The sequence below is a fragment of the Salipiger marinus genome (genome assembly GCF_035481585.1).
GTDB classification, from domain to species: domain Bacteria; phylum Pseudomonadota; class Alphaproteobacteria; order Rhodobacterales; family Rhodobacteraceae; genus Salipiger; species Salipiger marinus.
Genome location: NZ_JAYKSL010000005.1, coordinates 283,807 through 305,437, shown reverse-complemented (window position 1 = coordinate 305,437; position 21,631 = coordinate 283,807). Strand labels below are relative to the sequence as shown.

The window sequence follows — 21,631 nt, the reverse complement described above, 5'->3', positions numbered from 1 at the left end:
TTTTGCGCCAGCACTTCTGGGGAATTTTGATCCAGCATTTACAGCTGTCGGTGGTGATCATCGTCACATGGCAATGGCTGCCCTTCGCGACCCTCATCCTGCTCACGGCGCTGCAGTCGCTCGACCGCGACCAGCTAGAGGCGGCGGACATGGATGGTGCCGGGCCGCGGGCCAAGTTTTTCGAGATCATCCTGCCCCATCTTGCGCGCGCCATCACCGTCGTCATCCTGATCGAGACGATCTTCCTGCTGTCGGTCTTTGCCGAAATCCTTGTCACCACGAATGGCGGACCGGGCACCGCGTCCACCAACCTCACCTATCTCATCTACATGCAGTCGCTGCTGCAGTTCGACGTGGGCATGGGCTCTGCGGGCGGGGTGNACGAATGGCGGACCGGGCACCGCGTCCACCAACCTCACCTATCTCATCTACATGCAGTCGCTGCTGCAGTTCGACGTGGGCATGGGCTCTGCGGGCGGGGTGGTTGCGATTCTTCTGGCCAATATCGTCGCGATCTTCCTGATGAGGATGATCGGCCGCAATCTGGAGGCCTGATCTTGGCACATCTTTCGCAAAAGCGGCATGTCCCGCTCTCCATCCTCGCATGGGTGATCGCGCTCGCCATGGCCTTTCCGGTCCTCTGGACGCTGGTGACAAGCTTCAAGACCGAGGCCGTGGCGGTCGCGATCCCGCCCCGCTTCCTTGATTTCGACTGGACGCTGGAAAACTACCGGACCGTGCTGCGTCGGTCCGATTATGCGCTCCATTTCTGGAATTCCGTCATCATCTCGGTCGGCTCCACCCTGCTTGCGATGCTTTTCTGCATTCCCGCGGCGTGGTCCATGGCCTTTGTTCCGGGGCGGCACACCAAGAACATCCTGATGTGGATGCTGTCGACCAAGATGCTGCCGCCGGTCGGGGTTCTGGTTCCCATCTATCTGCTGTTCCGGGAATGGGGGCTGCTTGATACAAGGATCGGCCTCATCATCGTGCTGGGCCTGATGAACCTGCCGATCATCGTCTGGATGCTTTACACCTATTTCAAGGAAATCCCCGGCGAGATCCTTGAAGCCGCGCGCACGGACGGGGCGGGCCTGACCTCTGAAATCCTCTTCATCCTTGCGCCTCTCGCCCTGCCCGGCATCGCATCGACCGTCCTTCTGAACATCATCCTTGCCTGGAACGAGGCGTTCTGGACAATCAACCTCACCGCGTCCAGCGCGGCGCCGCTGACGGCCTTTATCGCCAGCTATTCCAGCCCGCAGGGCCTGTTCTACGCAAAGCTTTCCGCAGCGTCGATCATGGCAATCGCCCCCATCATGATCCTCGGCTGGTTCTGCCAGAAACAGCTCGTGCGTGGCCTCACCTTCGGCGCCGTGAAATAAAGGATACCCGGATGTCTCGCATCACACTGAAACAGGTCACCAAATCCTATGGCAGCGCGCAGGTGATCCCGCCGCTCGACCTTGAGATCGACGAGGGGGAATTCGTGGTCTTCGTCGGCCCCTCCGGCTGTGGCAAGTCCACGCTGCTGCGCCTGATCGCGGGGCTGGAGGATGTCTCCTCGGGCCGCATCGACATCGCGGGCATCGAGGCCACGCATCTGCCGCCCGCAAAACGCAGGCTTGCGATGGTGTTCCAGTCCTACGCGCTGTATCCGCATATGTCGGTGCGGAAAAACATCGGCTTCCCGCTGCGCATGGCCGGGATGGATCCCGCCGCGGCGCGCAAGAAGGTCGAGCAGGCCGCCGCGACCCTGAACCTGACCGACTATCTGGACCGGCGCCCCGGCCAGCTGTCCGGCGGCCAGCGGCAGCGCGTGGCCATCGGCAGGGCCATCGTCCGCGAACCTGCCGCCTTCCTGTTTGACGAGCCGCTTTCCAATCTGGATGCCGCGCTTCGGGTCGGAATGCGGCTCGAGATTTCCGAGCTGCACGAGCGGCTGCAGACGACCATGATCTATGTGACCCATGATCAGGTCGAAGCCATGACCATGGCGGACAAGATCGTGGTCCTGAACAATGGTCAGGTCGAACAGGTCGGATCGCCGCTGGAGCTTTACAGATACCCGCGCAACCGCTTCGTGGCCGAATTCATCGGATCGCCAAAAATGAACATCCTGACAGGGGATTACGCCGCCCGCTCCGGTGCCGTAGCCATCGGCATCCGCCCCGAACACCTTGACCTTTCGACCGACTCCGGGCTGTGGGCGGGCAGGGTCGGCGTGGCCGAACATCTGGGATCCGACACGTTCCTGCATGTCCATCTGCGCGAGGATGACAGCCTCATTTCGGTGCGGGTTCCCGGCAATGTGGAGCTGCGCGCAGGAGACGCGGTCTTCGTGACGCCAAGGCAGAAAGAGCTTCACACGTTCAACGACGCCGGAGACGCGACACGGCCCCGCCCCGTCTGACCGCCCCCCCTCAGATGGGTGGACAGGGCGACGGCGCGCGGCGCCGTCACCTGCGCTTGTGCTTCGTCAGCGACACGGCGGACAGGCCGCTGGCCGGTACCGGAGCCAGACGTTCACGGCTTGGCGACAACATCCTGCCAATCTGCATGGCGCCCGAACTGCGCCTTGGCGAACGGACAGAGCGGGACGATGACCACCCCATCGCGGCGGGCATCCTCCACCGCCTTCCTCACCAGCTGCTCGCCGATCTTCTGGCCGCGCAGGGCGGCTGGAACATCCGTATGGTCGATGATGATCATGTCGGTGCTGACCCGGCTGTAGGTCATTTCCGCCACCACGCCGCCGACGACCGCGAAGTAGCGGCCCTTGGCTGCCGCATCCTGCCGCTCGACCGTCACATCCACCGCCGCGTCATGCGGGCGCGGCACCTCGGCATCATGCGCACGGGGTGCGCCGGGCCGTCCCTCTGCGCATTCCAGAGCATCGCGGTCCCATCCCGCCAGATCAGCCGCAGCCTCGTAGGTCGCCATCAGAAATTCCAGCAGGACCGCCTTGGGGTCGGATGAGGACTGCACGGCGTCATAGGGCAGGATGAATTCCGACAGGCCTTCATGCCAGAAAGCGGCCTCCGGTCCGGCTGGCGCCGTACGGAAACCTTTCGGCTCCGGATAGGCATAGGCGTAAAAGGCCGGATAATCGATCCCGCCGCCGCCGGGCCAGAACCCAGCCGAGGACACCTCCCGGTCATAGGCTTCATGCGCGATGTTGTCGGGCAATGTGGGGATGCCGGCTGGATGCAGCGGCGCGCGGCGCCCCGAAAAGCGGGTCACCGCTATGTCGAAGCTGCCCCAGAAAAGATGGACGGGGCTCGATTTGCCCAAGAAGGAGGAGCGGAAGGTTTTGAACACGCCGTCAATCGCCAGCAACGCCGCATGGAAACGCTGCACCGCAGCACCGTCATAGGGCCTGTCGCGCCGGTCCTCGCTGAACGGCACCGGAAAGGGCACCTCGTTCGGCACCCCGCTGAAGCGCGGCGTGCCGCCAAGCGTTGCAACCAGATCCCGGAATTGCGCGTGAAACTCCGCCACCGTCGAGGGACCGAGGGCAAAGCTGGCCGTTCTGCCGTCGCCGCTGGTCCCCCGCAGCGCATGATCGACAAAATCGAAGGCGATCTCGATGCCCGGCCCGTCCGGGATCAGCGAGGAGGTCAGGCCGCGCGGCGTGACGTAGAACGTGGCATTCCAGGAATGATTGAGCCACGGGGTGCGGGCGAGCCGGTACTTCCCCGCGATCTGCAGGTAAAGATGCAGGGCAGAACAGGTCTCGCGCCAGCCCAGATACTCCAGTTGCGGCCAGTCTTGGCTCATCTCCGCATCCTCCTCGGCAGTCATGCAGGTTTCGATCAGGGGTCGGCTCGTGCGGGGCGCTGCGGGCAGGCTCTGGCAAGGCCGCAGGCCTGCCATGCTCAGTCCGGCAGGGGGATGTGCTCGTCGCGGTCATCGACCGGAAGATCGAAACGTCCCCTGCCCCAGTTCTCGGCCCGCCATTCGGCCTTGGCCTGCTCGATGCGTTCTCTCGACGAAGCCACGAAGTTCCACCAGATATAGCGGGGGCCCGGGAAGGTCGCGCCGCCAAGGATCATGAGCCGCGCGCCCCTTTCTCCGGCAGCGACCGTGATCCTGTCGCCGGGACGGAACACCATCATCTGCCCGGCATCAAAGCACTGTCCCGCGACCGTGATCGAGCCGTCGACGATGTAGATGCCCCTGTCCTCGTGGTCGTCCGGCATCGGCAGCCGCCGCCCGGCCTCCAGCGCCACATCGGCGTAAAACGTGTCCGTGAACATCTGCGCGGGCGCCGTTTCGCCATAGGCATCGCCAAGGATAAGCCGCACGGTCACGCCGCTGTCTTCGATCACCGGCAGGGCCTGTCTGCCGAAATGCTCGAACATGGGCGTCATATCCTCCTGCGCGTCGGGCAGCGCCAGCCATGTCTGGATCCCGAACAGGCTGTTGGGCCCGCTGCGCGCGGTGGCCGAGGTGCGTTCGGAATGGGTGACGCCCCGCCCCGCGACCATCCAGTTCAGTTCGCCGGGCCGGATGACCTGATCGGCGCCGGTGCTGTCGCGGTGGTGGAAATCGCCGCGAAAGAGGTAAGTGACCGTGCCAAGCCCGGTATGCGGGTGCGGCCTGACATCGACGCCCTGTCCGGTCAGGAATTCGGCGGGGCCCGCCTGATCGAAGAAGATGAAGGGGCCAACCATCTGCCGCTTCGGTGCCGGCAAGGCACGGCGGACCTCGAAATCGCCAAGATCACGCGCGCGCGGAATGATCAGGGTTTCGATCGAGTCCGCGCCGACATCGTCGGGGCAGCCCGGATCTACGGCAGGATTCCAGCTCATGACGACTCTCCTCATTTCTGCACTCTTGCACGCCAGTCCGACAATCGCCCCGGCACTGGCCGCGACGCGCAGGATGGGGGCGCGCTCCTCCCGAATGTCGCCAGACTGCGACGCGGGCGCTAGGCCCGAAACCCGCATATCTGCGTCGCGCAAAGGGGAACACCGGGCGCGCTTGGCCTTCCCGTCCTGCCCCGTGGGGCCAGACGTGGCGCCGGTCAGACGTCGCGCCCCCAGAGTTCGGGGTTCGCCCTGAAGTGCTCGATCAGCATGTCGGTCAGGATCCGCACCTTTCGGGCAGGGTGCTGGCCCGGCGGGCGGATGACATAGGCGGCGGCAGTTGGGGGCGGATGATTTGGCAAGATCGGAACAAGACGGCCAGACGCCACATGGTCATGGGTCAGACAGTCCGGAAGGTAGCCGATGCCCAGCCCTGCAACCGCCGCAACCGTAAGGGCCGTGCCGTTATCGGCCTTGAACTGCCCCTGCGGCTGAAACGATATGATCTTGTCGCCATCCGTGAGTTTCCAAGTCTCGGTTCCCTGCATGAGCGCGTGATGCGCTGCAAGCTCCTCCAGAGTCTCGGGGGCGCCATGGGTCTTGATGTAGTCGGGGCTTGCGACAAGCCTGCCCGTGATCGGACCGATGCGTTTCGCAATCAGGCTGGACTCCGCAAGGTAGCCGACCCTTACCGCACAGTCGAAGCCTTCGGCGATGAGATCGACAAACCGGTCGCTATAGGCGGCGTGCACCTGAAGTTCGGGATGGCGTTTCGACAGGTCGACCAGGGCTGGCGCAAAATGGGTCGGACCGAACGAAAGCGGCATCGCCACTCTCAGGCGACCGCGCAGCGCGCCGGTTGGCAGGATCGTCTCTCTGGCAGTCTCCAGTTCGGCGCCGATCCGGGCGGCATGTTCGCGAAAGGTGACACCCGCTTCGGTCAGCGCGGCGCCGCGGGTCGTCCGGAGCAGAAGCTGGACGCCAAGTTCCGCCTCGAGCTTGAAGAGCCTCCGGCTGACAATCGACTTCGATACGCCAAGACGTCGCGCGGCAGCCGAAACACCCCCGGCATCGGCAACGTCGACGAAAGTCCGAAGATCCTCGATATCCACGTTCACGTTCCCTTTTTGGCAACACGACGCCCCGAAACACCGCGCCGTCGCAGGGTATTCCGCGCAGGCAAGGCAACACAAGCCAGCAAGCCCTGCCACAGATGGCGGGTGCGTGGTCCCGGAACCTGCGGCGTGCGTGGCGCATCGGTTCAGACCGCTGCTCGCAAAGAGCGTGTCACGGTTTTCCCTTGCAAGCTGATTTGTTCTAAATAATAACAAACTGAAAACGGAAGGGCCTCCAATGTCAACTCCATCTGTTCTGCAGTTCGGCACCAGCCGGTTCCTGCAGGCACATGCCGATCTGTTCTTTGCCGAATGCTGGCCAGACCAGCGCCCTGTCACGGTGGTGCAAAGCAGTGGCGATCCAAGCCGCGCGGCGCGGCTTCAGGCACTTGCGAAAGGCTATGATGTCCAGATCCGTGGCCTGTCGCAGGGCAAGCCCGTGGAGGAACGGCGCCATGTCTCCGCCATCGCGCGGGGCCTGATCTTTGGCACCGACATGGCGGAGGTCCAGCGCATCGTCGCGGAGCAGGCTGACATCCTCCTGTCCAACACGGCGGATGCGGGGTTTCGCCGCAGCGCCGCCGATGAGGGACGGGTGCTTGATCCGGCCATGTCCTATCCGGCCAAGCTTGCGCATCTGCTCAGAGCCCGCTTCGAGGCAGGCGGGCGGGTGGTGCAGATCATGCCGACGGAGCTTTTGCGCAGCAATGGTGCGGTGCTGCGGGATCTTGTGCTGGAGGCGGCGGCCGCCATGGACCCCGCCTATCGCGACTGGCTGCGCGAGGAGGTGGTCTGGGTCAATTCGCTGGTGGACCGCATCGTGTCGGAACCGCTGCATCCCGCAGGGGCGGTGGCGGAGCCCTATGCGCTTTGGGCGATCGAGGCGCAGCCGCGCCTGCGGATCCCCTGCGCACATCCGGCGGTGCAGGTGGTGGCGGATCTTGGCGTGATCGAACGCCGCAAGCTCTTTGTCCTGAACCTTGGCCATAGCTGGATGGTCTCCGAATGGCTGGCACGGCGGAAGCAGGGCGCGGTCCATGTGCGGGACGTGATGTCGGATCCGGTCTGGGCGGAACGCCTGCGGGCGGTTTACGCCGAAGACGTGGTGCCGGGCTTTGCAGCCGCAGGGGAAGAGGCCGGTCTTGCGGCCTATGTGGAGACGACGCTGGAACGCTTTGCCAACCCTTACCTCGACCATGCCCTGGCGGACATTGCCCAGAACCATGCCGAAAAGCTGGGGCGCCGGATCGGCGCGTTCCTCGCCTGGGCCGAGGAGAATGGCGACACCGGGGCCAAGCCCAAACTGCGCGCGGCGCTGGAGGAGAAATGACCATGAAAACCAGACCTGTGGGCCAGACCGGGCTGTCGGTCACCGAGCTTTCCTTTGGCTGCGCCAGCATCGGCAATCTTTACCGGGAGGTCAGCGAGGCAGAGGCCACAGCCGTTCTGACCTGCGCCTGGGAGGCGGGCATCCGCTATTTCGACACGGCGCCGCATTACGGGCGCGGCCTGTCGGAAGAGCGGCTCGGACGGTTTCTGTCCGGGCGGCAGGGGGCCACGGTCTCCACAAAGGTGGGGCGGGTGCTGTCGCCGGCACATGCCCCCATCGTGGAAGCCGATGGCTTTGTCTCCCCGGCCCAGAATGACGTGCGCTATGATTACTCCGGGGACGGCATCGAAGAGAGCTTCGAGCAGAGCTGCGCGCGGCTCGGGCGGAGCCGGATCGACATTCTTTATGTGCATGATCTTGGGGAATATACCCATGGGGCAGAGGGCAATGCGCCCCATCGCGACGCCTTCCTTGACTCCGGCTATGACCGGCTGGTGAGGCTGAAGGAGCAGGGGCGCATCCGGGCCTTTGGACTTGGCGTCAACGAATGCGAGGTCTGCCTTGACGTGATGCGCCATGCCGGGCCGATCGACGTGATCCTGCTGGCCGGACGGCTGACGCTGCTTGACCGGGCGGCGGAGGCGGAACTGGTCCCCGAATGCCGGAAGGCGGGCACCAGTCTGGTTCTGGGCGGCATCTTCAATTCGGGCATTCTGGCCACCGGCCCTGTCGACGGGGCCACCTATGATTACGGGCCCGCGCCACGGGAGGTTCTGGCGCGGGTGGAGCACCTGCAGAGCGAGGCCGAGGCGCAGGGCGTTCCGCTGGCCACTGCCGCGCTGCATTTCGCGATGCGGCATCCGGCGGCGGCTTCGGTGCTGCTTGGCACGGCGAAACCCTCGTCCCTGACGCGCAATCTGGAGGCGCTGCAGGCGCCGGTGCCCGCCGGACTGGCAGCGCTTTTCGCCTGAGGACGCTCAGCCCAGATGGTGATGGCGCAGGGAGGACAGCAGGGTGGTCCGCGAAGTCCGCAGGTGCCGCAGCGCGGCAGCCTGCGCGGCTTCGGCATCGCGGGCCTCCAGCGCGTCGATGATCGCGATGTGTTCGTCGATTGCGGCGGCGTTGCGCACCTTCTCCTCGGTCTTGTCCCACATGTAATGATAGTGGAAGATCAGTGAGATGACCTTCTGGAACTCGGCAATGAAGCGGTTCTTCACCACCGAATTGATGGCAAGGTGAAAGCGTTCGTCGAGTTTCGAGAATTCGTGAAAATCGGTGTCGATGGCGTCCTTGAGCGACAGGTGATCCCTGCGCAGCTGCGCCAGCGCGGCCCAGACGGGGTGATCCACCGGGGCATCGGCCACATGGGTCACGGCGTTCAGTTCGAGCACGGAGCGGAAATCCGACAGTTCGATCGCAAAATCCTTGGTGAAGCCCAGAAGCATCCAGCCGCCCTGCGGTCGGCGGGAGACAAGGCCGAAGCGGCTCAGTCCCGCCAGAAATTCCTTCAGGTCATGCTGGGGCACATCGAAGGTGCGGGACAGCTCGGCCACCGACAGCGGCGTGTTGGCGGGCACGTCAAAGCGCAGCACCCAGTCCAGAAACCGCTGTTCAAGGTCGCTCCGGTCTGAGGGCGAGTCGGGCACCGCGATCCGGTCTTCGGCCTGCGGGGTGCGCAGCAGGCGCTTGTCGCGCCCCTGCCACGAGATCAGGCCCAGCTCCTCCATCCGTGCAAGACAGCGGCGGATCACCGTCCGGCTGACCCCGGCAATCTCGGCAAGCCGCGTCTCCGAGGGAATCGGCGCGGCGGCAGGCAGCGGTTCGCAGAAGGCGAGGATCTGGTTGTAGGCCTCCCTGTATCTCGTGTCGCTGCGCGCCATGTCCCTGCCTTTCCTCATCTTCGCCGAAGCGGCGGAGCTTGTATTTGTATCTTATCGTAAAAAACAATTGACAGGAAACAGCAGAGTCCTGTTTGTGTATTAAATAATTAAATGCAAGACTGCGAAAGGGAGGCGTATGTCACAAGCACTCAAACCCGCAGCGGGGCGGGGCCCTGCCTCGTTCGCGAGCCTGATGCCGGATGCGGGCAAGATTCACCGCCTCTCGGCCCTGCTGACGCTGCTGCTGCTGATCGTGGGCTTCGCCTTGGCCAGCCAGTCGTTCTTTTCGGTGAACAACGGGCTGACGATCCTGCTGCAGACCTCGGTGATCGGTCTTCTGGGCATCGGCATGACCATGGTGATCATCACCGGCGGCATCGACCTGTCGGTGGGCTCGGTGCTGGCGCTGGCCGGGGTCGGCACGGCGATGGCGGTCAAGGCCGGGGTGCCGGTGGGGCTTGCCATGGGGCTTGGCGTCGTGATCGGCGCCGCCTGCGGCGCGGTGAACGGGCTGGTGGTGACGAAGGCGAAAATCCCGCCCTTCGTGGCAACGCTCGGGATGATGCTGATGGCCCGCGGGCTGGCGCTGCAGCTGACCGGTGCTGCGCCGATTTCTCAGCTGGGAGAGGCGTTTGGCCGCCTTGGCAATGGCGCGCTGTTCCGCGTGGTCGAATTGCAGCCGAACGGCTTTCCGAAGGTCATCTTTCCGGGCATCCCCTATCCCGCGATCCTTCTGCTCGTCGTGGCAGCAGGGGCGGCTTACATGCTGCACCGTCGCCAGATCGGGCGCCACATCTACGCCACCGGCTCCAACGAGGAAGCGGCGCGGCTTTCCGGCGTGCGCGTCGACCGGACCAAACTTTATGCCTATGTGATGTCCGGCGCGCTGGCTGGCCTTGCGGGCAACGTGCTGATGTCGCGTCTGGTCACCGCGCAGCCAAGCGAGGGCGTGATGTATGAACTTGACGCCATCGCGGCGGCGGTCATCGGCGGCGCGTCCCTGTCGGGCGGGGTCGGCACTGTCTCCGGCACCATGATCGGCGCCTTCATCATCGGCATCCTGCGCAACGGGCTCAACATGGCGGGGGTTTCGGCCTTCATCCAGCAGATCGTGATCGGCGCCGTGGTGATCGGTGCGGTCTGGATCGACCAGATGCGCAACCGGCGCTGAGCCGCAGAACGAGGTTCGGCCCCGCACGGGAGGCGGGGTCTGACACAGGCGATACGGAAGAGAATTAACCAATATCTCTACAGAGGAGGAATGAGATGCGGTCCTTGAAAATTGGCATGCTTGCTTCGGCCATGGCCCTGTCCGCCGGGCTGGCGCAGGCCGGTGAAATCGCGGTGATCGTGAAGACCACCAGCTCCAACTTCTGGCAGAACGTGAACAAGGGCGCGGAGGCCGCAATCTCCAGCCAGTCCGAGCACACGTTCAGCTTTGACGGCCCCGCAACGGAAAGCGCGGTCGCCGATCAGGTGAATCTGGTGGAAAACGCCATCAACCGTGGCGTGGCTGGCATCGTGCTGGCGCCGTCTGACCCCGAAGCGCTGGCCCCGGCGGTGAAGCGCGCCTTCGAAAGCGCCATTCCGGTGGTGATCATCGACAGCGCCCTGACCGAAAGCGCCGAAGGCACCTACCAGTCCTTCCTGTCCACCGACAACTGCGCCGCCGGTGAGGAAGTCGCCAAGCGCATGATCGCGGAGGCAGGCACCGAGGGCAAGGTCGCGGTGATGTCCTATGTTGCGGGCGTCGGCTCCGAAATCGGGCGGGTCGGCTGCTTCTCTGACTATCTCGAGGCCAATTCCGACCTCGAAATCGTCGGCCCCTATTACTCGCAGAGCCAGATGGCGACGGCGCTGAACCAGACCACCGACATTCTGGCCTCCAACCCCGATCTGGTGGGCATCTTCGGCGCCAACGAACCGACCGCCGTCGGCATGGGGCGCGCCATCATGCAGGCGGGCAAGGCAGGCGAGCTTGTCGTGCTTGGCTTTGACGGCAACGAGGATCTGCAGCAGTTCGTGCGCGACGGGCTGATGGAGGCCACGGCGGTTCAAGGATCCTTCGCCATGGGCGAGATGGGCGTGAACGCGGTGATCGACATCCTGTCGGGCGAGACGGTCGAGCCCTTCATCGACACCGGAGTGGTGCTGGTGGATCAGGAAAACCTCGACACCGACGAGGCAAAGAGCGTGCTTTACTGAAGCGCGCCATGCCGGGGGGCGCGTCTCGCGTGCCCTCCGGCGCAAGTTCCAGACGCCCCCTGAACGGCCCGGCAGAAAGGCAGACCATGGCACAGACCCCTTTGGTAGAGATGATCGGCATCGAAAAGCACTTTGGCGGGGTGCGGGCGGTGGATCATGTCTCGCTTGATCTTTATCCCGGCGAGGTGGTCGGCGTGCTGGGTCACAACGGCGCGGGCAAATCCTGCCTGATGCGCATTCTGGCCGGTGCCATGCTCCCCAGCGCGGGCGAGATCCGGGTGAACGGCACGCCCGTGACCTTCAGCGACCCGAACGAGGCGCGCAAGGCAGGGATCGAGACGATCTATCAGACACTGGCGCTGGCCGACCATCTGGACGCGCCGTCGAACCTGTTTCTGGGGCGCGAGCTGAAGACGCGCTTCGGCAATTTGGACGACACCCGCATGCTGGAAGAAAGCCGCAAGGTGCTGGCGCGCCTGAACCCGAACTTCAAGAACCTGTCCGATCCGGTCTCGTCGCTGTCCGGCGGGCAGCGTCAGGTGATCGCGATTGCCCGGGCGATCTATTTCGACACCAAGATTCTGATCATGGACGAACCCACGGCGGCGCTGGGGCCGTCGGAAACCGCGATGGTTGCCGATCTGATCCGGCAGCTGCAGGCCGAAGGCATCGGCATCCTGCTGGTCAGCCACGACATGCATGACGTCTTCGAGCTCTGCAACCGGGTGGTGGTGATGAACAAGGGCAGTCTTGTGGGCACCCACGACATCGACGCGGTGACCAAGGACGACGTGCTGAGCCTGATCGTGAAGGGCGAACTGCCCGCCGACTGGTCCGCCCGCAATCTGGAGGCAGCACAATGAAAGATCTTTCCCAAGGACAGATGACCTGCGGCGTCTGCGTGGAACCCGGAACCTTCGCGCTGGAACAGCGGACGAGGCCAGAACAGGCGCCGGAGGGTTATCGCCTTGTCGATATCGCCGCCATCGGCATCTGCGGCACCGACTATCATATCTTCGAGGGCAAGCATCCCTTCCTGAACTACCCCCGGGTGATCGGGCATGAACTGTCCGGCCATCTGGCGGACGGGCCCGATGCCGGTCAGCTGGTGGTGGTGAACCCCTATATCTCCTGCGGAACCTGCCGCGCCTGCCAGAGGGGCAAGCCCAACTGCTGCAGCGCCATCGCGGTGCTTGGCGTTCACACCGATGGCGGCATGTGCGCGCGGATCGCGGTGCCGGAACAGAACCTCTACCCCGCCGAGGGGCTGACACCGGTGCAGGCCGCGATGGTCGAATTCCTCGCCATCGGTGCCCATGCGGTGGCCCGGTCCGGCTGTGGCGCAGGCGATCGCGTGCTGGTCACAGGGGCAGGCCCCATCGGGCTTGGCACCGCACTTTTTGCCCGGATCGCCGGGGCCAAGGTGCATCTGATGGATCTCAGCGCCAAGCGCCTGTCGGCGGCAGCCGAGCTTTTCGGCTTTCACGACACCCACCAGCCCGGCGACACGATCCTGACCGGCGATCTGGCCGAAGGGTTTGACGCGGTCTTTGACGCCACCGGCAATGCCACAGCCATCGAGGCGGGATTTCCGCTGGTGGCCCATGGCGGCATCACCGTGCTGGTCAGCGTGGTGAAAGAAAGCATCACCTTCGCCGATTCAGAGTTCCACAAGCGCGAGAGCCAGATCATCGGCAGCCGCAACGCGCTCAAGGCGGATTTTGACCGCGTCATGGCCGCCATCCGCGCCGGAGAGGTGCCGACCGACGCCATCGCCTCGGCGGTGCTGCCGCTGGCGGATCTGCCCGCGCAATTTGCGGACCTCACCAAGGCGCGCGATCACCTCATCAAGGTGCTGGTGACACCGTGAAGGACAGCGACATGACCGACCAACCCTTTGCGATCTGCCTGCATGAGGCGGACAACGTCCTCGTCGCGCTGCGCGCCGTGCCTGCGGGCACCGGCCTGCCCGGCGGCATCACCGCGCGCGAGCCGATCCCGGCTGGCCACAAGATTGCCCTGCGCGATGTCGCGGCGGGTGAATCGATCCTGAAATACGGCCAGATCATCGGCACCACCACCGCCGCGATCCCGGCAGGGGCGCATGTGCATGTGCAGAACCTTGGCATGGGGGCGCACAAGCAGGATTACGCCTTTGGCACGGCGGCAAAGCCGCTGCCCGCAGCGGAGACGGAGGCGGAGTTTCTTGGCTTTCACCGCCCCTCGGGCCGGGTGGGGACGCGGAACTATCTGGGCATCCTGACTTCGGTCAACTGCGCGGGTTCGGTGGCGCGCTTCATCGCCGAGGCCGCCCAACGCGCGGATCTTCTGGCGGAATTTCCCAACGTGGATGGGATCGTGCCGATCGTGCACGGATCCGGCTGCGGCATGTCGGGCAAGGGCGAGGGCTACGAGACCCTGTTCCGGACCCTTGCGGGCTATGGTCACAGCGCGAATTTCGGCGCGATCCTGATGGTCGGCCTTGGCTGCGAGGTGATGCAGATCCCGGACCTGATCGACCGCAAGGCGCTGAAGGACAGCGCCCGGTTCCGCTACATGACCATCCAGCACGAGGGCGGCACGAAGGCCACCGTGGACAAGGGACTGGGCCTTCTTCGGGACCTGGCCGGGGAGGCGAACAAGGCCACGCGCGCCCCGGCCTCCGCCCGCCATCTGGTGCTGGGCATGCAATGCGGCGGATCGGACGGTTATTCCGGCATCACCGCAAACCCGGCGCTTGGCGTGGCCTCCGACCTGCTGGTGCGGCATGGCGGCACCTCGATCCTGTCGGAAACCTCCGAGATCTATGGCGCCGAACACCTTCTGACCCGCCGGGCCGTGGACGAAGGCACCGGGCGCAAGATCGTTGACCTGATCGAGTGGTGGGAGGATTACACCGCCCGCAATTTCGGCGAGATGGACAACAACCCGTCCCCCGGCAACAAGCGCGGCGGGCTGACGACGATCCTTGAAAAATCGCTGGGCGCCGTGGCAAAGGGCGGCAGCGCGCCGCTGTCCGGCGTCTACAAATTCGCGGAACCCATTGACCGCGCGGGCTTTGTCTTCATGGACAGCCCCGGCTACGACCCCTGTTCGGTGACCGGGCAGACCGCGTCGGGCGCGAACCTCATCGCCTTCACCACCGGGCGCGGCAGCGTGTCGGGCTACCAGCCGGTGCCCGGGATCAAGATTGCGTCCAACCCCGATCTCTGGCGGCGGATGCAGATGGATATGGACGTCAACTGCGGCGACATTCTCGACGGCGTCAGCCTTGAGGCAAAGGGGCAGGAGATCTTCGATCTGATGCTGCGGGTGGCTTCGGGCGAAGAAACCAAGAGCGAGGCGCAGGGCTTTGGCGCGGTAGAATTTGTGCCCTGGCAGATCGGCGCGGTGATGTGACCGCCCCGGCACAAAGCGGGCCGCAGACCGTGCTGGCTGCGGGCCGCCACTGCACCGTGACGAACAAGCCCGGTGCAGCAGCGGTCGGCGGCATTGTCCGTGATCGCCAGATCAGCGGGTTTGCTGACCTGCGGTCCTCTCGCCCGGCTTGAGCGGCACCAAGGCGCGGACAAGATCCTGCATGTGCAGCACACCCACCTGCCGACCGCTCTGCATGACGCGGTAATTATGCGTGGTGTCGCCTTTTGACACCGCGATCACCGATTCCAGCGTGGCGTCATAATCGATCTCTCCGGCCACGGCGCCCGGCAGATCGGAGGTCTTTTCCATGATCGACCGCACCCGCAGCACCCGCGCGCGGTTGATGTCGCTCACGAAGGCCTCGATATAGGGATCGCTCGGGTTGAGCAGGATATTCTGCGGCTCGCCCTGCTGCACCACAAGCCCATCCTTCAGGATGACCAGATGATCGGCCAGCTTCAGGGCTTCGTCGAGATCATGGGTGATGAAGATCACGGTCTTGGCCAGCTCGTTCTGCAATTCGACCAGAAGATCCTGCATGTCCGTCCGGATAAGCGGATCAAGCGCCGAAAACGCCTCGTCCATCAGCATGATGTCCGAATTCGAGGTCAGCGCCCGGGCGATGCCGACCCGCTGCTGCATGCCCCCCGAAAGCTGGGCGGGATACTGGTCGCCCTGCCCTTCAAGACCCACGCGGTTGAGCCATTTCCGCGCCTCGTCGGCATAGTCGCGTTTGCTCTTGCCCGCGATCTGCCACGAGGTGCCGGCATTCTCCAGCACCGTCCGGTGCGGCAGCAGCGCGAATTTCTGGAACACCATCGACATCTCTTTCTGTCGAAGCTGTCGCAGGCGGCGTTCGCCGTAGGTCAGGATATTCTCGCCATTCACATGGACCTCGCCCGCCGTCGGCTCGATCAGCCGGTTGAGGTGGCGGATCAGGGTGGATTTCCCCGACCCCGAAAGCCCCATGATGACGGTCGTCTTGCCCGACGGCATGTCGACATTGATGTCGTTCAGCCCCAGCACATGGCCGGTCTCGCGCTGCAGCTCGGTCTTGCCCATGCCCGCGCGGACCTTGGCCAGCGCGTCGCGGGGATTGTTGCCGAAGATCTTGTAAAGGTTGCGCACCGAGATCTTGATATCGCCGCTCATGACTTCTGCTCCGCGTTGATCCGCGCCAGCGCCGCCTTGGTGACCCGGTCGAGGATGATGGCAAGCAGCACGATGCCGAGCCCGGACAGCAGGCCGACGCCCAGTTCCAGACTGCGGATGCCACGCAGGACCAGAACGCCAAGACCCGGCGCAGAGACCAGCGAGGCGATGACCACCATGGCAAGGCTCATCATGATGGTCTGGTTGACCCCGGCCATGATGTTGGGCAGCGCGAGCGGGATCTGCACGCCGAACAGCTTCTGCCGTTTGCTCATGCCGAAGGCATCGGCAGCCTCGATCACATCCTTGTCGACAAGGCGGATGCCAAGATCGGTCAGCCGCACCACCGGCACGATGGCGTAAAGGATGATGGCGATGCCGTAGAGCTTCGGCTCGGTGACGGAAAACAGAAAGATCAGCGGGATCAGGTAGACGAAGGGCGGCAGCGTCTGCAGCATGTCCAGAACCGGGATCAGCCCCCTCTGCACCCGGTCGCTGCGCGACATGGCGATGCCGATGGGCACGCCCAGAAGGACACATATGAAGGCGCAGACAAAGATGATCGCCAGCGTCTGCATCGTATGGTCATAGAAATCTATGAAGGCGAGAAAGCCGAAACAGGCCGCGACCAGCGCCACCAGCCTGCCCGACCGGCCCACCGCCCAGGTGATCAGCAGCAGGACCGGGATCATGATCCACCACGGCACCGCCTGCATGATCCAGAGCGCGTTTTCCAGCGCCCAGCTCAGCGGCTGGGTCAGCGGATCGACCACGACCTTGAGACTGTCCTTGATGTCGAGAAAGCCGCGTTCCAGCCCGCGGGTCAGGTCGCGCGACTGCGGGATGGCGCTGCACGCCTCGTGCAGGGCATCCAGCGACGGGAAGGGCAGATCCCATAGGCTGGTTTCAGTCGGCCCCCCGGCCTGCCCCATGAGATCGGCCATGGAACTGAGCCCGCCGCCCTGCTCCTCTCCGCACCAGCCTCTCAGGCCTGTCGTGTCGAAGAGAAAATCGTATGTCGCCATCTTTTGCTTTCCCGGATCCGCAACGGACCGTCTGACTGTTTTCGGGTCACCTGTTCACCGCGACCAGAGCCCTGCGGTCTCAGCATGACCGGGCTCGCGCCGCAGCCGGTCCTGCCCTGCCGCAATGTCTGCGGCAGTCCTTGTGCCGGACCACCAGCGGGCCATTGGTCCGGCGGGGAGCCAGTCCTGCCTCCCCGCCAGTTTCCGCATGGCCCTGCGCTTACTGCTCCAGCAGCGAGGACAGGTTGCCGCGGGCCTCGTCATTCAGCCATTCGCTCCAGACTTCCTTGTTGTTCTGGAGGTAGTAGACCGCCGCCTCTTCCGTCGAGGCGTTGTTCTCGTCCTGCCACGCCAGCAGCTGGCTCATCTCGGACGTCTTGAACGAGACCTTGCTGAAGAAGTCGGCCAGTTCGGGGTTGTTGTCGCTGAAATCCTTGGTCATGACCGTGAGGATCGGCGCGGTCGGAAAGGCCGACGGCTTCGGATCGGGGGTGTCGGCGTTCTGGTTGGCGGCATGCGCCTCCTCGTCGTAATCGCCAAGATCGACGCTCGTCATGTCGAACTTGCCAAGCGGCGTGGTCGGACCCCAGTAATAGCCGAACCAAGGCTCCTCGTTCTCATAGGCCGAGGCCATGGAGGTCGCGAGCGTCTCGCCAGAGCCGTGGTTGAACACCTCGATCCCGTTGCCTTCCAGATCGTAGGCGCGGGCAAGGTTGTCGCTGACGATCCGGCAGCCCCAGCCATCCGGGCAGTTGTTGAACATGCCGCCGACCAGCTCGGGATTTGCGAGCACGCCCTCGATCGTGGTCAGCTCGGGGTGTTCTTCGGCCAGATAGGTGGGGATCCACCAGCCTTCGACGCCGCCGGGATCAAGCACGTTGGTCAGCTCGACGATCCGGCCGTTTTCCTTCAGCTTTTCGTAGGCGGCGCCTGCCGAGTTCGGCCACATCTCGGGCACGACGTCGGGCTCGTTGTTCTCCGACAGCGAGGTCACGGCGGGGGTGGTGTCCGAAGGGACCACGGTGACGTCACAGGAATAGCCCTGCGTCAGAATGAATTCGGAGACGGCCACGACGATCTGCGCCGACGCCCAGTTCATCTCCGCGATCGAGACCTCACCGCAGTCCTGCGCGGCTGCAGCCACCGGCATCGCCGCGACCAGAGCGGTTCCCAGAAAGTAACGTTTCATATCGACATCTCCTTGGTTTGTGTTCGTTGCTGGTGCCCCCAAAAAGGGTGCGACACGCGAACATGGCGCCATCGCGCCAAGACTAAGAGCCTGCGCCAGTCGGACAGCACGCGCAGTCCGGGGGGCGTAAATGGGCAAACTATTGCCGAAACGAAACAGGTTTGCGCAGGTAGTGCAACCCGTTTGCAAGATCCCGCCTCGGCCAGCGTCCATCGGGCGGTCAAGACAAAAGGGGTGCGGCGCACGTGGATCACGTGACGCGCGGCACGGCGCGTCAGCATTTTCCGGCGGCATTCCAGTCGGATACGCCTCGCTCGGGATCGCGTCGCCCACGCGGAATCTCCTCCTCAGGGTGAGCGAATTCGGCGCATCCAGTTCAGGCCCTCAGGCCAGCCGGGATATTTCCCCAGCTTGGCCAGCGTCACCGCCCGACACTTTCGACGGGCGGAAGGTGAGCAGCCGGAGGGCATTCAGCGTGACCAGCACCGTGGCGCCGGTATCAGCGAGGATCGCGATCCACAGGCCGGTGATGCCCAGAACCGTCGTGGCCAGAAAGACAGCCTTCAGCCCGAGAGCAATGGCGATGTTTTGGCGGATGTTTGTCATGGTCGCGCGGGCAAGGCGGATCATTCCCGCCGCATCCGTGACCCGGTTGCGCAGGATGGCGGCATCGGCTGTCTCCAGCGCCACGTCGGTGCCCGAGCCCATGGCGACGCCAACATGCGCGGCGGCCAGCACAGGTGCGTCGTTGATCCCGTCGCCAATCATCATGACCCGCGCTCCGGAGGCCAAATCACCGAGCGCTGCCACCTTGTCTTCGGGCAAGAGGCCCGCGCGGTGGTCGATGCCAAGGCGCCCGGCGACAGCCGCTGCGGTGCGCGGGTTGTCCCCGGTCAGCATGACAGAGGTCAGGCCGAGATCTTTCAGCTGCGCGATCGCTTCGGCGGCATCGGCGCGAGGCTCATCCCGCAGCGCGATGAGGCCCTGAGCCACGTTCTCGCAAAGCACGATGACCACCGTCTTGCCCTCGCTCTCCAGCGTGGCGATGCGATTCCGGCTTTCCTCCGTCAGCGCGCCGAGATGCTCTGCCAGCCTCGGAGAGCCGACGCGGACCGTCACGCCAGCTATCGATGCCTCCGCGCCCTGTCCGGGAAGCGCCCGGGCAGCGGTGGCCACGGACGGGGTCACGCCCTGCCTTTCAGCTTCGGCGCAGATCGCCTGACCGAGCGGATGACTTGCGCCGCTCTCGACACCGGCAGCCAGACCCAGAAACTCGGCCTTGCGTCCAGCCAGTTCGACCATGTCGGTGACGCGCGGCCTGCCATGGGTCAGCGTGCCGGTCTTGTCGAAGGCGACATGGGTGATCCGCGCCGCAGCCTCGATCACCCGCCCGCCCTTCATCAGCAATCCGTTGCGCGCGCCCGTCGACAGCGCCGAAGCGATGGAGGCCGGGACAGAGATCACCAGCGCGCAGGGGCAGCCGATCAGCAGCAGCGCCAGCGCGCGGTAGCTCCAGTCACTCCAGGACAGCCCGAAGGCCAGCGGCGGGATGAGGGCCACCATCAGGGCCGCGCCCACGACGGCAGGCATATAGACGCGGCTGAACCGGTCGATGAAGCGCTCGGTCGGCGCGCGGGCGCTTTCGGCCTCGGCCACAAGCCGCACGATGCGGGCGATGGTATTGTCCTCCGCCGTCTTCGTGACCCGGACCCGCAGCACCGCCTCGGTGTTGATCGACCCGGCAAAGATCTGCGATCCGGGCTCTTTGAGGCTGGGCACGCTCTCGCCGGTCACGGGGCTTTCGTCTACACCGGACGTGCCCTCGATCACCTCGCCGTCGCAGGGCACGCGGTCGCCGGGGCGCACCTGCACGACCTGACCCAGACCGAGCCGGTCGGCCGCAATCTCGCGCGTCCCGCGCCCCTCCTCGAGCCGCGCGGTTTTCGGCACAAGCTTCGAGAGCGCGCGGATGCTGTCACGGGCCTTTCCGGTCGACACGCTTTCCAGCAGTTCGCCGACCGCGAACAGGAAAACGACCAGCGCGGCCTCCTCGGGTTCGCCGATCACCAGCGCCCCGCTGACGGCGATGGACATCAGCATCTCGATGGTAAAGGGCATGCGCGCCCGCGCCATCGCCAAGGCGCGCCGGGCGACGGGGAAAAGCCCGATCAGAGTGGCGAGGACAAATCCCCAATGCGCGACATCCGCCGTCAGGACAAGGCGCGCTGCCCAAGCCGCCGCAAGCAGGATCCCGGTGCCGATCACCAGCCTGCCCTTTGCGGTCTGGTGCCATGACGGCGCCGGGGCATCTCCGGACGGTGCGTCGTCTTGCGGCGCAGGATCCGCGGCAGGCGTGATCGCGACCGCGGGGAACGCCCCATCCGGCAGAACGAAGCCAGTTTTCGGCGTTTCGGGCTGCGCGCCTTTGGCAGCGATGCCGAAGCCGACACCACGCACGGCCATCTCTATGCTTTCGGGCGAGGTCTGCGATGCATCCAGCATCAGGCGCAGCCGCTCGGCCATAACGGCGACATCGACATCCGCGACCCCGGGAAGACGTTCGACCGCACCCCGGACTTTCGCCGCGCAGGCACCGCAATCCATGCCCGTCACCCGCCATTCATGCTCTGTCCTCATTCCAACCGACATGGTGCATCCCCTTGTGAGTCCCGGCTGGACATCGCTATAGGAGCTACAGCAACTGTAGGTTCAAGCCATTTTTTGGAAAACTCCGGACCCGCAGCGGCGTAGGGCAAGACAAGGCTGGAGGGTGGGCTCATGCTGTCGATCGGGACATTGGCCAAACGGACCGGGACCAAGGTGCAGACCGTGCGCTATTACGAGCAGATCGGGCTGATGCCCGAACCGGGCCGGACCGATGGCGGCCAGCGCCGCTATGGCGCCGCCGAGCTGGACCGGCTGGCGTTCATCCGCCACTCCCGCGACCTCGGCTTCCCGCTGGAGGCCATCCGCGAGCTGCTGGATCTGTCCGACAGCCCGGAAAAGTCCTGCGCGCAGATTGACGCGGTGGCCCAGAGGCAACTGAAAGCGGTCGAAGCGCGCATTGCCCGGCTGCAGTCTCTGAAGGCCGAGCTTCAGCGGATGATCAGCGAATGCCATAGCGACCGGGTCGCGGACTGCCGCATCCTTGAAGTCCTGCGCGACCACGAGGAATGCCTCTCCGACCACAAGGGGCTTGACCTCTGATGTCGGTGGCCCTTGCGGAAATCGCCAGCTGTTTCGCGCTCTGGCCATGGGGGCGCGGGGCTTTGGGGGTGAGACGGATCGCTCTGCCGTCGCGTGTCACAGGCTCCACCCATGCTCACTTTGGCGTCGGCGGCGAAATCGGCCGGCAATTCGCGCCGACGGAGAGAACGCGAGGGCGAGGCCCTGCTGCGCGGCACCATCCTCTCGACCGGTGACCACCTGCTCCTGCATCGGGGTGACGTGGAGGGGGTGCTTTGTCGCCAAGCCGTCATGGCACTATGCGCCGTGGTGGCGATG

At 64.8% G+C, this 21,631-nt stretch carries 18 protein-coding genes and 2 pseudogenes; 12 read left to right on the top strand and 8 right to left on the bottom strand.

Annotated features, from left to right (window positions below):
• The 4 genes and pseudogenes from VK682_RS09470 to VK682_RS09455 all read left to right on the top strand — a co-directional run.
• Positions 1-362 (top strand): annotated as a pseudogene (locus VK682_RS09470) (carbohydrate ABC transporter permease); the annotation flags it as partial.
• Positions 363-465: 103 nt separating this feature from the next.
• Positions 466-555: pseudogene (locus tag VK682_RS27335) on the top strand (sugar ABC transporter permease); the annotation flags it as partial.
• A 68-nt stretch (positions 556-623) separates the two neighbouring features.
• Entirely contained in the window at positions 624-1,385 is a 762-nt protein-coding gene (locus VK682_RS09460; RefSeq protein WP_089845683.1) for a carbohydrate ABC transporter permease, read from the top strand.
• An 11-nt stretch (positions 1,386-1,396) separates the two neighbouring features.
• Positions 1,397-2,413 carry an ABC transporter ATP-binding protein gene (locus VK682_RS09455; RefSeq protein WP_230795737.1) on the top strand — a complete coding sequence of 339 codons (1,017 nt, stop codon included), beginning with the start codon at positions 1,397-1,399 and terminating at the stop codon, positions 2,411-2,413.
• 113 nt (positions 2,414-2,526) lie between these two features.
• Here VK682_RS09455 and VK682_RS09450 read toward each other — a convergent pair whose 3' ends face one another.
• The 3 genes from VK682_RS09450 to VK682_RS09440 form a co-directional block, all read right to left on the bottom strand.
• Positions 2,527-3,780 carry a DUF5996 family protein gene (locus VK682_RS09450; protein ID WP_269061955.1) on the bottom strand — a complete coding sequence of 418 codons (1,254 nt, stop codon included), beginning with the start codon at positions 3,778-3,780 and terminating at the stop codon, positions 2,527-2,529.
• 98 nt (positions 3,781-3,878) lie between these two features.
• A complete protein-coding gene (locus tag VK682_RS09445; RefSeq protein WP_230795735.1) occupies positions 3,879-4,814 on the bottom strand; it encodes a pirin family protein in 936 nt (311 codons plus the stop codon).
• 215 nt (positions 4,815-5,029) lie between these two features.
• Entirely contained in the window at positions 5,030-5,923 is an 894-nt protein-coding gene (locus VK682_RS09440) for a LysR family transcriptional regulator (protein ID WP_230795733.1), read from the bottom strand.
• A gap of 241 nt (positions 5,924-6,164) precedes the next feature.
• On the opposite strand from VK682_RS09440, the gene VK682_RS09435 reads away from it, so the two are divergent.
• Positions 6,165-7,256, top strand: coding sequence for a mannitol dehydrogenase family protein (locus VK682_RS09435; protein ID WP_230795731.1), 1,092 nt, complete (start codon positions 6,165-6,167; stop codon positions 7,254-7,256).
• Positions 7,257-7,258: 2 nt separating this feature from the next.
• Positions 7,259-8,227 (top strand): aldo/keto reductase, encoded by a 969-nt coding sequence (locus tag VK682_RS09430; RefSeq protein WP_230795729.1) that lies wholly within the window; start codon positions 7,259-7,261, stop codon positions 8,225-8,227.
• Positions 8,228-8,233: 6 nt separating this feature from the next.
• On the opposite strand, the gene VK682_RS09425 is transcribed toward VK682_RS09430, so the two are convergent.
• Positions 8,234-9,136: a GntR family transcriptional regulator gene (locus tag VK682_RS09425; protein ID WP_089845502.1), complete on the bottom strand. Its 903-nt coding sequence runs from the start codon at positions 9,134-9,136 to the stop codon at positions 8,234-8,236.
• Positions 9,137-9,272: 136 nt separating this feature from the next.
• Here VK682_RS09425 and VK682_RS09420 point away from each other — a divergent pair, with 136 nt between their 5' ends.
• The 5 genes from VK682_RS09420 (at position 9,273) to VK682_RS09400 (ending at position 14,740) form a co-directional block, all read left to right on the top strand.
• Positions 9,273-10,307 carry an ABC transporter permease gene (locus VK682_RS09420; RefSeq protein WP_230795727.1) on the top strand — a complete coding sequence of 345 codons (1,035 nt, stop codon included), beginning with the start codon at positions 9,273-9,275 and terminating at the stop codon, positions 10,305-10,307.
• A gap of 95 nt (positions 10,308-10,402) precedes the next feature.
• Positions 10,403-11,341: an ABC transporter substrate-binding protein gene (locus VK682_RS09415; protein ID WP_324781726.1), complete on the top strand. Its 939-nt coding sequence runs from the start codon at positions 10,403-10,405 to the stop codon at positions 11,339-11,341.
• A gap of 86 nt (positions 11,342-11,427) precedes the next feature.
• Entirely contained in the window at positions 11,428-12,204 is a 777-nt protein-coding gene (locus VK682_RS09410; RefSeq protein WP_230795724.1) for an ATP-binding cassette domain-containing protein, read from the top strand.
• On the top strand, positions 12,201-13,211 hold the full coding sequence (locus VK682_RS09405) for a zinc-binding alcohol dehydrogenase family protein (RefSeq protein ID WP_324781725.1): 1,011 nt from the start codon (positions 12,201-12,203) through the stop codon (positions 13,209-13,211). Before VK682_RS09410 ends, VK682_RS09405 begins: the two co-directional genes overlap by 4 nt.
• Before the next feature lie 11 nt (positions 13,212-13,222).
• Complete coding sequence (locus VK682_RS09400; protein ID WP_324781724.1) at positions 13,223-14,740, top strand: D-arabinonate dehydratase; 1,518 nt, start codon at positions 13,223-13,225, stop codon at positions 14,738-14,740.
• 111 nt (positions 14,741-14,851) lie between these two features.
• Here VK682_RS09400 and VK682_RS09395 read toward each other — a convergent pair whose 3' ends face one another.
• The 4 genes from VK682_RS09395 to VK682_RS09380 all read right to left on the bottom strand — a co-directional run bounded on the left by VK682_RS09395 (position 14,852) and on the right by VK682_RS09380 (position 20,776).
• Positions 14,852-15,913, bottom strand: coding sequence for a quaternary amine ABC transporter ATP-binding protein (locus tag VK682_RS09395; RefSeq protein WP_230795718.1), 1,062 nt, complete (start codon positions 15,911-15,913; stop codon positions 14,852-14,854).
• Complete coding sequence (locus VK682_RS09390; RefSeq protein WP_089845487.1) at positions 15,910-16,938, bottom strand: ABC transporter permease; 1,029 nt, start codon at positions 16,936-16,938, stop codon at positions 15,910-15,912. The genes VK682_RS09395 and VK682_RS09390 overlap by 4 nt, the downstream gene beginning before the upstream one ends.
• Before the next feature lie 220 nt (positions 16,939-17,158).
• Positions 17,159-18,127, bottom strand: a complete 969-nt coding sequence (locus VK682_RS09385; RefSeq protein WP_089845485.1) for an ABC transporter substrate-binding protein — start codon at positions 18,125-18,127, stop codon at positions 17,159-17,161.
• A gap of 384 nt (positions 18,128-18,511) precedes the next feature.
• Positions 18,512-20,776 carry a heavy metal translocating P-type ATPase gene (locus VK682_RS09380; RefSeq protein ID WP_230795716.1) on the bottom strand — a complete coding sequence of 755 codons (2,265 nt, stop codon included), beginning with the start codon at positions 20,774-20,776 and terminating at the stop codon, positions 18,512-18,514.
• A 129-nt stretch (positions 20,777-20,905) separates the two neighbouring features.
• Between VK682_RS09380 and VK682_RS09375 the strand changes: the two genes are divergently transcribed.
• Complete coding sequence (locus VK682_RS09375; RefSeq protein ID WP_230795714.1) at positions 20,906-21,334, top strand: MerR family transcriptional regulator; 429 nt, start codon at positions 20,906-20,908, stop codon at positions 21,332-21,334.
• Positions 21,335-21,631: the final 297 nt, after the last annotated feature.

Excerpts from the sequence above, each read along its gene's own strand:
- VK682_RS09400 (WP_324781724.1), top strand. The coding sequence starts at position 13,223 with ATGACCGACCAACCCTTTGCGATCTGCCTGCATGAGGCGGACAACGTC.
- VK682_RS09410 (WP_230795724.1), top strand. The coding sequence starts at position 11,428 with ATGGCACAGACCCCTTTGGTAGAGATGATCGGCATCGAAAAGCACTTT.
- VK682_RS09390 (WP_089845487.1), bottom strand. The coding sequence starts at position 16,938 with ATGGCGACATACGATTTTCTCTTCGACACGACAGGCCTGAGAGGCTGG.
- VK682_RS09420 (WP_230795727.1), top strand. The coding sequence starts at position 9,273 with ATGTCACAAGCACTCAAACCCGCAGCGGGGCGGGGCCCTGCCTCGTTC.
- VK682_RS09405 (WP_324781725.1), top strand. The coding sequence starts at position 12,201 with ATGAAAGATCTTTCCCAAGGACAGATGACCTGCGGCGTCTGCGTGGAA.
- VK682_RS09375 (WP_230795714.1), top strand. The coding sequence starts at position 20,906 with ATGCTGTCGATCGGGACATTGGCCAAACGGACCGGGACCAAGGTGCAG.
- VK682_RS09435 (WP_230795731.1), top strand. The coding sequence starts at position 6,165 with ATGTCAACTCCATCTGTTCTGCAGTTCGGCACCAGCCGGTTCCTGCAG.
- VK682_RS09425 (WP_089845502.1), bottom strand. The coding sequence starts at position 9,136 with ATGGCGCGCAGCGACACGAGATACAGGGAGGCCTACAACCAGATCCTC.
- VK682_RS09445 (WP_230795735.1), bottom strand. The coding sequence starts at position 4,814 with ATGAGCTGGAATCCTGCCGTAGATCCGGGCTGCCCCGACGATGTCGGC.
- VK682_RS09450 (WP_269061955.1), bottom strand. The coding sequence starts at position 3,780 with ATGAGCCAAGACTGGCCGCAACTGGAGTATCTGGGCTGGCGCGAGACC.
- VK682_RS09430 (WP_230795729.1), top strand. The coding sequence starts at position 7,259 with ATGAAAACCAGACCTGTGGGCCAGACCGGGCTGTCGGTCACCGAGCTT.
- VK682_RS09380 (WP_230795716.1), bottom strand. The coding sequence starts at position 20,776 with ATGTCGGTTGGAATGAGGACAGAGCATGAATGGCGGGTGACGGGCATG.
- VK682_RS09415 (WP_324781726.1), top strand. The coding sequence starts at position 10,403 with ATGCGGTCCTTGAAAATTGGCATGCTTGCTTCGGCCATGGCCCTGTCC.
- VK682_RS09395 (WP_230795718.1), bottom strand. The coding sequence starts at position 15,913 with ATGAGCGGCGATATCAAGATCTCGGTGCGCAACCTTTACAAGATCTTC.
- VK682_RS09460 (WP_089845683.1), top strand. The coding sequence starts at position 624 with ATGGCCTTTCCGGTCCTCTGGACGCTGGTGACAAGCTTCAAGACCGAG.
- VK682_RS09455 (WP_230795737.1), top strand. The coding sequence starts at position 1,397 with ATGTCTCGCATCACACTGAAACAGGTCACCAAATCCTATGGCAGCGCG.
- VK682_RS09385 (WP_089845485.1), bottom strand. The coding sequence starts at position 18,127 with ATGAAACGTTACTTTCTGGGAACCGCTCTGGTCGCGGCGATGCCGGTG.